10 protein-coding genes are annotated in these 15,678 nt (G+C 51.4%); 3 read left to right on the top strand and 7 right to left on the bottom strand.

Going from position 1 to position 15,678, the window contains the following annotated elements:
• Positions 1-117 precede the first annotated feature (117 nt).
• The 3 genes from EHT87_RS02420 to EHT87_RS02430 all read left to right on the top strand — a co-directional run bounded on the left by EHT87_RS02420 (position 118) and on the right by EHT87_RS02430 (position 5,590).
• Positions 118-1,158: a sugar phosphate isomerase/epimerase family protein gene (locus tag EHT87_RS02420; protein ID WP_124903474.1), complete on the top strand. Its 1,041-nt coding sequence runs from the start codon at positions 118-120 to the stop codon at positions 1,156-1,158.
• Between the two features lie 527 nt (positions 1,159-1,685).
• Entirely contained in the window at positions 1,686-4,397 is a 2,712-nt protein-coding gene (locus EHT87_RS02425; RefSeq protein ID WP_221621974.1) for an ABC transporter permease, read from the top strand.
• 119 nt (positions 4,398-4,516) lie between these two features.
• On the top strand, positions 4,517-5,590 hold the full coding sequence (locus EHT87_RS02430) for an AI-2E family transporter (RefSeq protein WP_124903476.1): 1,074 nt from the start codon (positions 4,517-4,519) through the stop codon (positions 5,588-5,590).
• A 57-nt stretch (positions 5,591-5,647) separates the two neighbouring features.
• On the opposite strand, the gene EHT87_RS02435 is transcribed toward EHT87_RS02430, so the two are convergent.
• The 7 genes from EHT87_RS02435 to hisD all read right to left on the bottom strand — a co-directional run bounded on the left by EHT87_RS02435 (position 5,648) and on the right by hisD (position 15,672).
• Positions 5,648-6,160, bottom strand: a complete 513-nt coding sequence (locus EHT87_RS02435) for a dihydrofolate reductase family protein (RefSeq protein WP_124903478.1) — start codon at positions 6,158-6,160, stop codon at positions 5,648-5,650.
• 66 nt (positions 6,161-6,226) lie between these two features.
• Positions 6,227-7,060 (bottom strand): helix-turn-helix domain-containing protein, encoded by an 834-nt coding sequence (locus EHT87_RS02440; protein WP_124903480.1) that lies wholly within the window; start codon positions 7,058-7,060, stop codon positions 6,227-6,229.
• A 169-nt stretch (positions 7,061-7,229) separates the two neighbouring features.
• Positions 7,230-9,185, bottom strand: coding sequence for a glycoside hydrolase family 127 protein (locus EHT87_RS02445; RefSeq protein WP_124903482.1), 1,956 nt, complete (start codon positions 9,183-9,185; stop codon positions 7,230-7,232).
• Between the two features lie 12 nt (positions 9,186-9,197).
• On the bottom strand, positions 9,198-12,542 hold the full coding sequence (locus EHT87_RS02450; protein ID WP_124903484.1) for a UvrD-helicase domain-containing protein: 3,345 nt from the start codon (positions 12,540-12,542) through the stop codon (positions 9,198-9,200).
• A gap of 119 nt (positions 12,543-12,661) precedes the next feature.
• Positions 12,662-13,195: a hypothetical protein gene (locus EHT87_RS02455; protein ID WP_124903486.1), complete on the bottom strand. Its 534-nt coding sequence runs from the start codon at positions 13,193-13,195 to the stop codon at positions 12,662-12,664.
• Positions 13,196-13,210: 15 nt separating this feature from the next.
• On the bottom strand, positions 13,211-14,308 hold the full coding sequence (gene hisC / locus EHT87_RS02460) for a histidinol-phosphate transaminase (protein ID WP_124903488.1): 1,098 nt from the start codon (positions 14,306-14,308) through the stop codon (positions 13,211-13,213).
• Between the two features lie 95 nt (positions 14,309-14,403).
• Positions 14,404-15,672 (bottom strand): histidinol dehydrogenase, encoded by a 1,269-nt coding sequence (gene hisD, locus EHT87_RS02465; RefSeq protein WP_124903490.1) that lies wholly within the window; start codon positions 15,670-15,672, stop codon positions 14,404-14,406.
• Between the last annotated feature and the right edge of the window lie 6 nt (positions 15,673-15,678).

The raw sequence follows: 15,678 nt of genomic DNA on the forward strand, positions 1-15,678 counted from the left end.
GTCGAAAATAGCCATACGGAACAAGATAGTAAAGCCGCTAAATCAACTTTTTTCCTGCTATTTTCGTATTATTAAGCATTATTTTCCTACACCCCAGTCAAATCTACAGTCGTATTCATGAAAAATCATTCAACACGCCGTCAGTTTTTGGGAGCCACGGCTGCTCTCGTTTCGACCGCCGTTGTGGGTAGCCAAAAGCTGTTTGGCGCCCCCGCTTTGATTCGCAGTCTCGGTGATAAACCAAATTCGTTGATCGACGGGGTGCAGATTGGTTGCATTACGTATTCATTTCGGGATATGCCCGACCAAAGTGCCGAAGCAACCCTGCAATATGTGCTGGACAGCGGGATCAGTGCCATTGAATTGATGGGTGGCCCCGCCGAATCGTTTGCGGGAGCGCCCAAAAATTCGGTCGATATGCGGTCCATTTTTCCCCTGATGCGGAAACGGCGCGATAATCAGACCCTCACCGAAGAGGAACAGAAAAAGCTGGCAGAAGCTGATGCGCAGATGAAAGCCTACCGCGAAGAGGTGACGAAATGGCGGCTTTCGGCACCGATGGCGAAGTTTGAGCAGGTTCGCAAAATGTACAACCAGGCGGGGGTGAAAATTTACGCTTTCAAACCCGATGCGTTCGGAATGCAAAGCTCCGACGCCAACATCGACTACGGCATGCGGGCGGCTAAAGCACTCGGTGCCAATCAGGTCACACTCGAACACCCGGCCAACGATGCCCATACGCTCAAACTGGGGAAAATGGCCGAGAAGCACGGCCTGCGGGTGGGGTATCACGGGCACGAGCAACAGACCCCGACGTTCTGGGATACGGCCCTGGCCCAGTCGCCGGCCAACGCCCTGAACTTCGATTTGGGGCATTATGTGGCCGCGGGTAATCCCGATCCGCTGGTGCTCATCAAACAAAAGCACGACCGCATTGCCAGCATGCACATCAAAGACCGCCAGACTGCCGACCACGGCAAGGGAAATCTGGAATGGGGCAAGGGCGACACGCCTTTGCTTCCGGTACTGAAGTTGATGCGGGATCAGAAATATACGTTCCCGGCCGTGGTCGAACTGGAATACCAGATACCCGCCGGGTCAAATGCCGTGGCCGAAGTGAAGAAATGTGTGGCCTTCTGCCGGAATGCGTTGAGTTGATGGCCGCGTTTTCACTCTGGAAAACAGGCAGTTAAGCAGCAGTCCGGACCGGTTTTAGAAAGGCAATTAATTATCATCCTGGCGATAGGCGACGTTAACGGGTTATTTCGTTGCGGGTTAGCAAAAGGCGGTATTCCGGGTTTTCGGAATACCGCCTTTTTGTTTCAACAACTTCATCAAAAAAGGAGCGAATCCGTCCCTGGATTTTGAGCATTCCGTTCATGCGCCACCTCCAGCGAAGTTGTCGGCATCATGCTTGCCGGGTGTCCGCCGGTGAACAGCACTTGTCCGCTTACGGACAGCCATCAAGGCCAAAAACGCGCTCTAGGCAGCGATAAGGGGTATTTGTAAAGCTGGCAACTTATTTGCTATACAAATGAGGAAGATAAAATTCGTCTACGAATGAAAGGTTCTCAACCAGGGGAATTTGAGCAAACGCACCGGTCGTTCCCACTGCCGGCAGTTCGTCGAATCCGGAACCGTCTGTGGGCCGGTATTCCCCAAACCAAATTTGGAGGAAGTGGATCATGAAGCGTAAGCAACCGCCCCACAACGATGGCGCGACATCCCGACCACCCCGATGGGCGCAACGCCTGCTGGAGCGCATTGCGGCTCCTCATCTGCGGGAAGAACTCACGGGCGACCTGGATGAATTGTTCCACAAACGAAGTCAGCGCTACGGGTATGCCAAAGCCCGGCGCCTGTACATATGGGATTTATTCCTGCTGCTGCATCCCAGGCTCTGGCGACGCGAAACCGTGCCTGCTTTCAGCTCAAAGAATACGAAAAACTACAGCTATCCTGAACCGGACTGCCGGACCACTTCAACTTTTCACCCTGTCATGATCCGCAATTATTTTAAACTCGCTTTTCGCAACCTGGCCCGGCACAAAGGCTATTCATTCATCAACATAGCCGGGCTGGCCGTGGGCATGGCCGTAGCGATGCTCATCGGCATTTGGATACAGGATGAAGTATCGGCCAACAAGCACCATAGAAACTACGAAACCCTGTATCAGGTAAAAATGCACCAAACCTTCGATGGACACCGGGGTACTCAGGACGCGGTGCCGTATCCGACAGGCGACGAATTAAGGTCCAAGTACCCCGATTTCAAGGCGGTTGCCATGTATGAGCGAGGAGCAGGAGGTCGCTCGCTGATAACCGGTAATCAAAAATTCATCAAAAACGGGATTTTCATTGGTGAAGATGCCATCGACATGTTTTCACTAAACATCCTGAATGGCGATAAAAACCCACTAAAAGAACCTTATTCGATTGTCCTGACGGATGAAACCGCCCGGGCTATTTTCGGCCGTCAGGACCCGGTCGGGCAGACCCTCCGACTGGATAAGAAGGTCGATTTAAAAGTAACGGCCGTGGTTGCCAAACAGCCGGCTAATGCCACGCTTCAGTTTGATTATTTGCTTCCCTGGCACTTGCACGCGAAGATGTTTGACTGGGTTGAGAAACATGCAAAAACGGATTGGCGGAATAACGACTTTGGTGTGTTCGTCCAGCTCAAAGACGGCATCGATCCTGCGCAAACCAATGCGAAAATAAAAGATGTGGTGTTGAATCATCAGGCCAATGATCCTAATATAACAAAGCTCATCAAGCCCGAAATTTTCCTGCACCCCATGGCAAAATGGCGGCTCTATTCGGAGTTCGTGGAGGGGAAAAACACGGGCGGTTTTATTAAATACGTCCGGTTATTTGGCGTTTTCGGGCTGTTTATTCTGGTTATTGCCTGTATCAATTTTATGAACCTCTCCACGGCACGTTCCGAAAAACGGGCCAAAGAAGTGGGGGTTCGCAAAGCCGTTGGCTCGGGGCGGGAGCAACTCATCGGGCAGTTTTTAAGTGAATCGACCCTGATTGCCGGTCTGGCGCTGGTGCTGGCCCTGGGTATGGTCCTGATCTCGCTGCCGTATTTCAATACACTGACCGAAAAAAAGATGACCGTCGACTTCGGAAATCCCATTTTCTGGATCATTATGCTGCTTTTTACCGTATTGACGGGTTTACTGGCCGGTAGTTACCCTGCGCTTTATCTTTCGTCGTTCAACCCCGTGAAAATTCTCAAAGGCGTCGTTCACGTCGGAAAAGGAGCGTCGTTGCCCCGGAAGATCCTGGTGGTGGTTCAATTCACGTTTTCCGTTGCGCTGATGATTGGTACCATCATCATTTATCAACAGATCCAGCATGGCAAAAACCGTCCGCTGGGGTTTACCAGGCAAGGACTCATTTCGGTCAATTCCTCGAAAGATTTACTCGACCATTTTGAAGCTCTTCAGGCCGAATTACTGGCAACGGGCGTCGTGTCGTCCCTTTGCAAGACCAACGCACCCCCCACGCAGTGGTGGAGTAATAATGGCGGTTGGGAATGGAAGGGGGCAACCCCCGAGGATAAATCCGTCATTTTTACAACCCTGGCTACGAGTTATGATTACACCAAAACGATGGGCATCAGGCTGAAAGAAGGGCGGGATTTTTCGAGGAATTTCCCGACCGATTCCTCCGGGGTTCTGCTGAATGAAGCGGCTGTCAAACGCATGGGGCTGAAACACCCCGTCGGGGAGATTCTCCGGTGGGCGGGCAGAGAATGGACCGTCGTTGGGGTCATTCCCGACATCGTCGTGGAATGGTCTGCTTACCGCGCCGTTGCCCCGATGACGGTTCTTTTCGCAAAAGATTGGGTTAATTTTATCAACGTGCGCATCAATCCGGCGGTGTCCTCTTCGGTTGCGATTCAAAAAATGGCTCCGATTTTTAGTAAATACAATCCGGCCTATCCGTTCGAATATACGTTCGCCGATACGGAGTACGCCAAAAAATTCTACTACGAAGAACTCATTGGCCATCTTTCGGCCGTTGTTTGCCTGCTGGCCATCTTCATTTCCTGTCTGGGGTTGTTTGGTTTGGCTTCTTTCATGGCGGAGCAGCGGACCAAAGAAATTGGCATCCGTAAAGTGCTGGGTGCCAGCGTAGCAAACGTTTGGGGGTTGCTATCCAGAGACTTTGTTCAGCTCGTCTTCATTGCCTGTTTGATTGCTTCGCCCATTGCCTGGTATGCCATGAATCACTGGCTGCAAGATTATACGTATCGCATCCATATTAAGCTTGGTGTGTTTGTAATCGTGTTGGCCCTGGCGTTGCTCATCACCTTGCTGACGGTTAGCTACCAGGCCATTAAAGCCGCTTTGTTAAATCCGGTGAAGAGCCTGAGAAGCGAATAATACCGAATCAGACGGCCCAGGGTTAATTGGGCCGTCTGATGAAATACATGTAGGTTGCCGATTAAACAAAAGGCGTAACAAACCGATTCTATAAGGTACGGTTTATTTTTATTACGTGCATGGCAACTATCTACACCCCCAAGCAACAACGTTTTCTGTTAATTGTCAGTCTGATCATCATTGCTGGCTTCATCCTGATCGGTCTCCGACAGTACACCATCGCTTTGCTGGGATCGGGGATTATCTACGTTATTTTTCGTCCCTGGTTTACCAAGTTGGTGCACGAACGCGGCTGGAATCGGCTGCTGGTCACCATTTTACTAATTCTTTTCTCCGTATTGGTCATCATCATGCCCTTTCTGGCGCTCAGTCTGCTGCTCATCAACCGGATTCAGTATTACAGCCAACACACGGATCAGATTCTGCAATTGATCGACAAACTGGAAACGGCTACGGGAATCAAGCTCACGGATCAGGCAAACACCAAAAATCTGGTGAAGCAGGGCGCCGGTTTTGCCAGTCAGCAATTTCCTTCGCTGCTGAGCGGCACGCTGGACGTGGTTATCTCGCTGGGTTTGCTGTATGTCGGGCTGTATTTTATCTTCATGGAAGAAGAAAAATTCATCAAGGGACTGCGAAAATATTTGCCTTTTGAAGACCATACCCTTGACGAGTTGGGGGAAGATCTGAAAAATATGGTGAACGCCAACATTCTGGGTCAGGCCCTGGTTTCATTCGTTCAGTCGATCCTGACCGGGCTCACCCTCTGGATTTTTGGCGTGCCGGATGCGGCTTTCTGGGGCACGGTCGCGTTCTTCTTTGCTTTCATACCGATTCTCGGAACGCCCATTGTTTGGGGACCAGCCGGTATTCTGATGATCTCACAAGGCCAAACCGGGAACGGTATCGGCATTCTGGTAGTGGGCGCTATCGTGATTATCAACGTCGACAATCTGCTGCGGGTGATGCTGGCCAAACGCATGGGCGACGTTCATCCGTTCGTTACCCTGACCGGTATTGTGCTCGGCGTTCCCATATTTGGCATTCTCGGCCTGGTCATCGGCCCCCTTTTACTGGCGTATTTTATGGTTCTCTTTAAAGTTTTCGAGCAGCAAAACCGCAAACTGAAACTGGAAGGGGCCAAGGAGGAAAAAGTGGTCGAGCAAAAAGCGAAACAGGCCATCGATCGCTAAACGGATTTTTAAGTAACCAGCTGACCGTCAGCCCGCAGGCTGACGGTCAGCTGGTTATTACACCCTGGTATAGTGTAGTTCCACCAATCCCCGTTCGTACGTTTTGCAGCCGACAAATTGCCAGACATGCGGTTTTTCCGTCGGCTGAACCATCGGAATGCCTTTTCCGAGGAGGATTGGGTGAATAAATACCTGCAGTTCATCGATCAACCCGGCTTCGAGCAGAACGGCGTTAATTTGCCCGCCACCCACCAAAAAAATGTCTTTTCCGGCCTGTTGCTTCAGCGAATGGACAAACTCCACGATGTTTCCCGAAATAAACTTTACATACGGCGCTTCGGTGGCGTCAGGGTTGCGGGTAAAGACGTAATTGGTCAGCGTTTTGTACGGAAAATCGCCGAAACTTTCTATCAATCTGTACGTCTCGTTGCCCATCAGCGTGGTGTCGACGGTTTCCATAAACGCGTTATACCCGAATTCGCCTTCTGTATATAGCCAGTCGATTTCGCCGTTCGGCCCGGCAATGTAAGCGTCTAAACTGGTGGCGATGTACAATTTTACCTTTCTCATCCTGTTGTGTTTTTGGCAAAAATACGGGACGGCAGAAGCGGAAAATTGTATAAAAATTACCCTGATTCAGTCCGACGCCGTTTGCAGATAGCAGGGCGTTGCGGGTTGGACGTGTCCTGCCCGTACGTGTTTGCGGTATTCCCCCGGGGTCAGATCCGCCAATGATTTGAACAGGTGATTCAGGTGAGCCTGATCAAAAAAGTGGTGGCGATGGGCCAGTTCGGTCAGGGATTGATGCGGATTCAAGGCCAAATCGGTGACGACATCGTTGAACAACCGCAGATGCAAAAACCGCCCCGGCGAAATACCGATGTGTTTTTTAAAGGCCAGGGTGAGTGATTTCGTACTGATTCGAAGCTCGTTGGATAAATCCTTGATGATTCCATGATGCCAGGGACGGTGTTGCAAATAATCAGCCGCGTAAATCACATACGCAGGTAGGTCCTTGCCCGAAAACCGCTTTTCCAAAAAACGTTCAAGTAGTGCCAGTTTGGCGTTTGGATCCTGCGTTTCCCGCAATCGTCCGCTGACTTCATCCATCGACTGCCGAAAAACGGTACTCCCCGAAACGATTCGATTGGTCAGTTCCGAAGCTGGAATTCCCGTGAGGGATTGCATCGCCCAGGGTTTTAAAAACACGCCGAAGGTTTCGTGCCGACCCGAAGTTGCGGTTCGTTGCGGGCGTGTGTACAACCCGCTGATCCAGTTTTCCTCATCGTGAATAATCAAAGCGTCTTTCTGATCACGGACTGAAAAGTGTTCCGAAAAATTGAACATAAATTCGTACTGCAAAACGGGCAGGCAAATGTCCTGCTGATCAAAACGATCGGCGGAGATATACCAGAATTTGTGAATAAATAAGCGGAGTGAATCCGGTGGATTTCGAACAATGACCTTCATAGAGACTGAGTAATTCAACTGGGAATGAAATAGTTCTGCCGATCAATTTCGGCAAAAAAATAAATCGTAAAAAAAGTAACGCATGGTGCGTTACTTTTTAAACTTCATTACGTCTAAGGAGTCCGCTATCTAAATTTTGGAAAATAACCCGGTAATTTTTCAATTCACGTTATTTTCCTATTGTACCGAACCAAACTGCCATTTCGGTAGCTCCCCGGTTATTCCAGGCATAATACGGTATTAGTGTCGTTGGTTTTGCTCCGGTCGATTTCAGAACCATCACTCCGCCCAGCAGATTTTGCCGGTACTCGGGTGTAAATGGCTGACCGACTGGTTGGGTGATGGTGAGCGCCTGGCCGCCATTATCCACTCCCTCGGCGCAGTAGACAATGGGACCGCGCTCGATCGAGACTTTGCCTTTATCCGCTTTCACTTTTTCGTTCGCAACGACTTCCCGAACCGGCATGTCGAGTGTCATGGTCACGACGTCGCCCGTTTTCCACGTCCGATACAATTTCAGGTAGCCGTTCTCAACCGAAACCGGTGTAACTTTTCCATTGATCGTTAATTTAACCGACGGAGTCTGTTGGGTAACATACCGGTACAGATCCCCCGGCATGGGCTGGTTGGTTGCCCACCCCGGAACGCGAATCAGGATTGGGAAAGCCGTGGATTTTTTAGGTGATATAGTCATGTTAATGGCACCATCCCACGGATACTTGCTTTGCTGCTGGATTTTGACCGGTGTTCCGTTCATGGTTACATTCGTCTCGCTGTCGGCAAACAGGTTGATAAACAGCTCGTTGTTGCGGAGTGCGTAGATGTAGCCGGGGAGAGAAGGCAGAAACCGGGCCACATTACTCGGGCAGCAGTTGATGCCGAACCAGGGCGAGCGTCGGGCCGGTTCGCCGTTGCCAAAGTCTTTTTTTCCGTTCGAAGACATGGGATTAACGTAAAAAAAAGAATTCCCTTCTATCGACACGCCACCCAGAAAACCGTTGTACAGCACCCGTTCGAAAACATCCATATACTTCGATTCGCCGGTCAGCAAAAACATCCGGTGGTTCCAGAGCAGGTTGGCCGTGGCTGCGCAGGTTTCAGCATAAGCCGCATCGTTGGGCAACACATACGGTTCATCGAACGCTTCGCCGTTTTCGCGCGCACCCACTCCGCCCGTAATGTATTGTTTGCGGGTCGTGGCATCAGTCCAGATTTTCATCACGGCATCCAGAATGGGTTTGTCCTGCTGAATAGCCGCCAGATCGGTCATCGCAGCATACAGATATTGCGCCCGAACGGCATGCCCGGCGGCTTCGGTTTGTTGAATAACCGGTTTAAGATCCTGAAAATAAGTGGGGCCCAGATTGTGAGCATCCTGAAACAAGGGTCGTTTGTCAGCCCGTCCGCGCATGTCGACGAAGAAACGCGCCAGGTCAAGGTAGCGTTTGTCACTGGTTAGGCGATACAGTTTAACGAGGGCAATTTCGATCTCTTCGTGGCCCGGCACAACGATCATCTGGCCCGGTTTCGGGCCGATCGTTTTAACCAGGTGGTTGGCATTTTTAATGGCAATATCCAATAACGACCGTTTGCCAGTTGCCTGAAAATGGGCGATAGCCGCTTCGTAGAGGTGCCCGACGTTATACAGTTCATGGCTACCATTCTCGAACGCATACCGGCTTGGCCCGGCAATCCAGTCTTTCAAACCCGTGCTGTCCTTGAAAATAGTACGGATGGTGTACAGGTAGCCGTCGGGTTCCTGAGCGGCAGCAAAAAGGGTAATCAGGCTGTCGAGGTAATGGTCCAATTTGGGATCATACCGATTCTGGAGGGTATAAGCGGCCCCTTCCACCACTTTATACACGTCGGACTCATCGAAACGAATCCCGTTGAAAGTGCCTTTTTTCAAGCCGCCGGCCACGGCGAAGTTGTCGAGCTTACCGGTTTCTTCAATTTTGTGGAAAGCGTGTGGAATCGTCACATTCCGGGCGGCTTCCAGGCGGTTATACCAAAAACCAGGTTGAATTTTTACGTTGGCAAGCGGTACTGCCGCAATCGGATAATCCTGCCCAAAAGCAAGTTGAACCGACAAGAAAACCGACAGAACCCAAATGGAATACTTCATACGTTGAGCGAATTAATTCATTTTCAAAATACTACAGTCGTTGATGGCTACCAGCCAGCCTTCCACCGCGGCATAGCCCATCTGGTGATACAATTTTATAAAAGACCGCATTTTACGCTGATCCGTTTCGTCGGGCAATTCGGTCAGGTAGTTGACCAGAACCACTTTTTCCGGAAATTTCACGACCCGGTTGGGGCCGTTTCGCTGCGGTTTTCCATGCAGGCCGTTATTGACCAGAATCCGGCGATTGTTGTCGCCCCGCCGGGCAGACGAAAAGAGCGGGCTGATTTCAGGGTGGTTCAGGACCGATTGCAAAGCCGACCACATGGTTTCCTGTTCCGAAGCCCGTAGAAGCCCCTCGGCCACCATCCGCCGGATCGCCTTTTCGGAATCCTGCGGGGTTTGAAGCATCGAAAGCGCGGTACAAACTTTCTGCCACCACGCCCGGCTTTTTTCGAAGGCGCTCGTATCAATGGTCCGCTCGATGCGCCGGAGCCGAAGCGGCTGTGTCCCTTCCCGATTTCCGACCGATACCGGAAAGGAGTCACTTAAAGTTAACGAATGTTTGGTCGGTTGGGTTACATAATCGTGCAGACAATAACTTAATTTTCCGTCTTCCCAACAGGCATTCCCCCGAAGATCAGACAGATAGGTATACAGCCAGAAGTCGATTCCGTTGGCATTTTTGAAACCGTCCGCTTTGGCCGTGGGCGAAAAATCCTGTTTGGCCGCAATGATGTAAAGCCGGTCGGTGGGTCGCGTAAAGGCCACATACACCAGGTTCATGCATTCGACAAACGTCCGGTACAACTCATCCTGGTACTGATTGGCCAGGGGCGTCTCGTCCAGATCTTTCCGGATGGTGATCGACGCGGTTTGCAATCGCCGGATTTCCTGCTGGCCTATCCCCGGAATGCTTAACTCCTCCACGTCGCCCAGGGGCCATAGATCCGCCCACATCGTTTCGTTGTTTCGGGGTTTAAACGACCAGTCGGCATACGGAATGATTACGACGGGATACTCCAGACCCTTTGATTTGTGAATGGTCTGGATCGTTACGGCATTCTGATCGGCGGGGGTGCTGACCGACACTTTTTCCTGAGCCGTTTCCCAATAGGTCAGAAAATCCGAGAGGTGGCTGCTGTAGCGACTGCTGTAGGTGAGCACCTCGTCCATGAATCGGAACAAATACGCGCTATCCCGTTCATTTTCGTAGAGGTCGAAATAATCCGCCAGTTTTTCCGATACTTCATAAATACTGAGTTGCTGCAAAACCGTCGGGTCGAGCGGGGTTTTATCAATTTTTGAAATGAGGTCAAAAATCCGCTGTACATCTTCGGCCTTGGCCATGTCGTCCATAAACTCCATCAAGGCCGCGCTGGGCAGGTTCGGATTGATCAGGCGGGTATACAGAAACAGCATGTCGTAGCGCACCATCCGGTTTTCGGGCTGGTGCAGCAGTTGCAGCAGCGAAACCAGAAACCGTACCCGTTCCGACGACTGCAGCGTCAGGGAATCTTCCGAGGTGAGGGGTATATCGTTGGCTTCCAGGTAGTCAGCAATTCGCCGGGCATTTTTCTTGAAGCGGCATAAAACCGCAACATCACCATACCGGTACCCATCCGCCACGGCTTTCTGAATCAGATTCAGCGTCCGCTCCACCATTTGGGCATTGAAATCCGGCTCCTCTTCATCAGTATTTTTGGCCGCATACCGGTCGGGTTTTTCGATAAAATCGAGCTGGACGTGACCCAACACCCCGGCTTTGGCGGATGCCTGCCGAAACTGCGCATCGAACACGTCGGTTACTTTCTGAAAATCGGTATCGGCGTAGAAATCAGCCATAAACCGGAAAAAACCGTTGTTGAACTCCACGATGGATTCCGCACTGCGCCAGTTGGTGGCCAGCCGGTCCGGTTGCAGATGATGTTGCAATCCCGACAGGCGTTCCAGCGTCGTTTCGCTGGATTCGTGGGCGGAAAGCAACGGATCGAGATTGCCGCTGTGGAGGGCCACAATCTGATCCATATCGCCCCCGCGAAACCGGTATATAGCCTGCTTGGCATCCCCAACGGCCAGGTTAAACCGTTGATAGGCTAAGTTGTTGTCTAGTAGGGGTAAAAGGTTGACAAACTGAAGTTTCGATGTATCCTGAAATTCGTCGATCAGGATATGGTGGTATTTCTCCCCCAGTCGCTCGTAGATAAAGGGCACCGGCTCGTTCGTTACCACCTTCACAATCAGCCGGTTGAATTCCGAAATGTGAATGCGGTTTTGTTCGCGTAACAGATCGTCACATTCCTGCTTGATCTGTTTCAATAGCGCCACTTTCTGCAAATGCTGCTCGATGGCGCCGAAAGTCCGGTACCGCAGGAGCGTATCCTTGCGGATTTGCTCGATCTGCAAAATGTACTCCCGCAACGGTTCTTTTATCGCTTCAATCTGTACCTGTTCGGGCGTCAGATTTTTCTTGCCGGAATGCCAGACATCATCATCGAGGGCTTTCCGGACATACGAGTTCGGATCTTCCGGAAAAGCGGTCAGCGAAATCCGCTTTTTGAAATACGCGCCAACGCCTTTATCGCCGTAATAGAATGCTTTTTCGGGAATACCGGAATCCTGAATCAGTTGGTAGCCGTCCTGAGCCAACTGTTCGATCCTTTGCTCAACTTCCCGGTTTTTTTCGCGCAGATTGCGCCGGATCGTTCGAAAATGATCGGGATTCAGTTCGTTCAGTTTTTGAACAAACTCATAATTCCGGTCGCCCAACTGGCCTTTGGAAAATTCGGCGAGCGTGCCGGCCAGTCCATACCAGCTTTTGCCATCGGATGCATTGTCCAGGTAGAATTCTTCCAGGGCTTCCGATAAATACGCATGGTCTTCCTGGCCCACTTTCTCCATAAGCCGGTCGATGGCAGTTTGCAGCACGGCATCCGTATCCATTTCCACCTCGAAACTGTAGGGCAGTTCCAGATCATCGGTGAAAGCCGTCACCACCCGCTGCACAAAGCTGTCGATGGTCAGAACTGAAAAAGATGAGTAGTCGTGCAAAATGGCGTGGAACGTTAACCTGGCCCGGTTTTGCAGTTCGGAAGGGTCAATTTTTAATTCGCTGGCCAGTTCGCTCAGTTGAGAATTCAGTTCGCCGGAGGTGATTTTGCCGAGTTGGTCCAAAATCCGATCCTTCATGTCCCGGGCGGCCGCATTGGTGAACGTCACCGCCAGAATAGTCTTAAACTGGTGGGCCTCAAATCCTTTGCCCGTTTCGGTGCGGTCCCCCAGTGCCAGCTTGAGGTATTCTTTGGTTAGCGTATAGGTTTTCCCTGATCCTGCCGATGAACTGAAAATTTTGAACATACAGGAAAGATAATTGGATTGGAACACGGATGAAACGGATGGAACGGATTTTCACAGATTAAAATTAAAATCCGTTTTTATCAGTTTAATCCGCTAGATCAGTGTTCCCATCCAAAACTTCATAAATTCAGCCGAATGCCCAGGCCCGATTGGATGCCCATAAAAAAAGGTGCGGGGATGACTTCAACGTAAGCCCCGGTTTCCAGAAAAACGGACAGCGGCCGATTGGGTAAAAAATATTCGAGACCCGCCACGCCTGACCCACCTACCGAGATGGTTTTATCGTAAGCGTTGACCACACTGAACCGATCCGAATAATACCGCCGGCTGTTCAACTGCCCGCCAAAACCATAGTAATAATGGAGCGTTTGCGACTTGCCGATGGACCCGTGCCAGAGGTAATGGCCCTGAACGCTCAACCCGACATTTTTGTACAGACCTTTGCGGTAACTGCGTCGGTTGCCATAAATACCGCCATAGGTGCCAACATTCAGATCGAAGGCGTGATTAGTACCAAAATATTTCCGGACGTTGACCCCCGCTGGTTCGCCGATGCGAAAACCGACGGCCCAATTGTTGGTCTGGGCGTTGGCTTCCCGGGCAGTTGCCAAGCCAACCAACCATAAAATTAACAGAGCAAAGGTTTTTTTCATAGACTTGATAAATACTTAAACGGTTGTAGTTAAGCGGTTTTCATAGGCGTTGAGCATCGCCAGCAGTTGTTCGTTTTCCGATTCGGTTCCGACCGTGATGCGCAGACAGCCTTCACACAGTTTGACCCGATGCCGGTCGCGGACAATGATTTGCTGGTTGATCAGGTAATCGAAAACGGCTTTTGGATCGTCAAATTTCACCAGAATGAAATTGGCGTCTGACGGATAAACGTGACGAACCAGCGGTAAATTGAGCAGATTCGCAATTAATTCTTCCCGTTGGGCCAGAATCCGGGCCACCATCGCGTCTTTGGCCGGAGCCTGACTCAGCGCCTTTAACAACAAGTGCTGCGTCGGGCCGCTCACGTTATACGGCGGTTTAATTTTGTTGAGCACCTCGATCAATGCTTCGGAAGCAAAACACATCCCCGACCGCAAAGCCGCCAGCCCCCAGGCTTTCGAGAAGGTTTGCAGCACCACCAGATTGGGATATTGATCCAGAAAAGTGGTAAAGGAACGAGTATTGGCAAAATCGATATAGGCTTCGTCGACAACCACCAAGCCGGAAAAGCTGGTTAACAGCGTTACAATAGCGTTCTGGTCGATCAGGTTACCGGTCGGGTTGTTGGGCGAACAGACGAAAAGCAATTTTGTACGGGGCTGAATGGCCGCTAAAACCGCCGGAACATCCACCTGAAAATCCGGAGTCAGCGGGATTTTGATCAACAGCACATCGTTAACAGCCGCACTGACTTCGTACATTCCGTAGGTTGGGGGCAGAATAAGGATTGAATCGGAGCCGGGGGTGCAGGTGGCCCGAACCAGCAAATCGATGGGTTCATCAGAACCGTTGCCGATGAAAATCTGCGTGGGCCGGACGCCTTTTATGGGCGCCAGTCGGGCTTTGATCGCCAGCTGGTGCGGGTCGGGATACCGGTTATAGTGATCTTCCGACGTCGAACCGTCGAGCGTCGATCCGTCGAGCGTCGAACCGAATGCGTTTTCGTTGGCGTCCAGAAAAATACCTTCCTTTCCGGTGTATTCGTCGCGGGCCGAAGAGTAGGGCGTCAGCGTAAGGATGTGGGGGCGGAGAATGGTGTTGAGATCAAACATAAATCAAATCGTAGGGAATCGTCTGTAAAGAAATGGCCTGCCGACCGGGAATGTCGTTGAAATCAGCAGGCTTTGTAACAAATCCATTGCCAGCCTCATTCCAAACTCGCCAGCCGCAGACTCACGGCGTGTTTATGCGCCGTCAACGATTCGGCTTCGGCCATGGCTTCAATGGTGGGCCCCAGGGTTTTAATGCCCTCCCGGGTGATGTGCTGAACGGTGATTTTTTTGACGAAACTGTCCAGCGAAACACCACTGTAGGCGCGGGCAAACCCGTTGGTCGGCAACGTGTGATTAGTCCCCGATGCGTAGTCGCCGGCGGATTCGGGGGTGTAATTACCCAGGAAAATCGACCCGGCATTGACAATCCGTTCGGCAACGGCTTCGGCATTTTCAACGCTCAGGATCAGGTGTTCAGCGGCATAATCGTTTAGTAAATCAATGGCGTCGTCCTGGGTTTCAACCAGAATCGCCTTGCTGTTTTCGATGGCGTGGGCGGCCAGGTCGCGACGGGAAAGCCGTTCGAGCTGGCTTATCAGGGCTACGTGAACGGTGGTGATGATGTGCTTGCTGGTCGATACGAGCAACACTTGGCTATCAGACCCGTGTTCGGCTTGCGAAAGCAAATCGGCAGCAACGAAAGACGGAATCGCGGAATCGTCGGCATAAATAGCCACTTCCGACGGTCCGGCGGGCATGTCGATTGCCATACCTTCTTTCGCAACCAGCATTTTGGCCGCCGTAACGTACTGATTTCCAGGGCCAAATATTTTATATACTTTCGGGATCGACTTCGTTCCGTAAGCCATGGCCGCAATGGCCTGGGCCCCGCCAATCCGGAAAAGCTGGGTAACGCCCACCAGTTGGGCCGCATACAAAATGGCCGGGTGATCGCTCGGTGTGCAGAGAATGACTTCCTTACAACCGGCGAGTTGCGCCGGAATCCCCAGCATCAAAACCGTACTGAACAACGGAGCCGTTCCGCCCGGAATGTACAGTCCGACTTTCTCGATGCCCACGCTGCGACGCCAGCAGGTCACGCCCGGCATGGTTTCAATCTTCTCGACCGGTTGTCGCTGCGCTTCGTGAAAGGTCCGGATGTTTTGATAGGCCTGCCGGATGGCGGTTTTCAACTCATCCGAAAGCTGACTTTCGGCGGCTGCCAGATCGCCAGGCTGAAAAGGCAAACCGGTATAAGCAATTTTATCAAATTTTAGAGACAGTTCCGCCAGTGCCTGATCTCCCTTCGTGCGAACCTGTTCCAGAATGGGGGCGACGGCTTTTTCAATCGCTGCCGTAGATTGAACGGGCCGGGCCAGCAGCTCGGGCCACTCGGTGCGGTCCGGAAAAGAAAGGATTTTCATACGTAA

It is taken from the genome of Larkinella knui, from assembly GCF_003858645.1.
Lineage (GTDB): Bacteria > Bacteroidota > Bacteroidia > Cytophagales > Spirosomataceae > Larkinella > Larkinella knui.

Bases quoted from the DNA above. Each gene is read 5' to 3' on its own strand.
- hisC (WP_124903488.1), bottom strand. From the start codon at position 14,308: ATGTTTGATCTCAACACCATTCTCCGCCCCCACATCCTTACGCTGACG.
- EHT87_RS02440 (WP_124903480.1), bottom strand. From the start codon at position 7,060: ATGAAGGTCATTGTTCGAAATCCACCGGATTCACTCCGCTTATTTATT.
- EHT87_RS02450 (WP_124903484.1), bottom strand. From the start codon at position 12,542: ATGTTCAAAATTTTCAGTTCATCGGCAGGATCAGGGAAAACCTATACG.
- hisD (WP_124903490.1), bottom strand. From the start codon at position 15,672: ATGAAAATCCTTTCTTTTCCGGACCGCACCGAGTGGCCCGAGCTGCTG.
- EHT87_RS02445 (WP_124903482.1), bottom strand. From the start codon at position 9,185: ATGAAGTATTCCATTTGGGTTCTGTCGGTTTTCTTGTCGGTTCAACTT.
- EHT87_RS02430 (WP_124903476.1), top strand. From the start codon at position 4,517: ATGGCAACTATCTACACCCCCAAGCAACAACGTTTTCTGTTAATTGTC.
- EHT87_RS02455 (WP_124903486.1), bottom strand. From the start codon at position 13,195: ATGAAAAAAACCTTTGCTCTGTTAATTTTATGGTTGGTTGGCTTGGCA.
- EHT87_RS02425 (WP_221621974.1), top strand. From the start codon at position 1,686: ATGAAGCGTAAGCAACCGCCCCACAACGATGGCGCGACATCCCGACCA.
- EHT87_RS02435 (WP_124903478.1), bottom strand. From the start codon at position 6,160: ATGAGAAAGGTAAAATTGTACATCGCCACCAGTTTAGACGCTTACATT.
- EHT87_RS02420 (WP_124903474.1), top strand. From the start codon at position 118: ATGAAAAATCATTCAACACGCCGTCAGTTTTTGGGAGCCACGGCTGCT.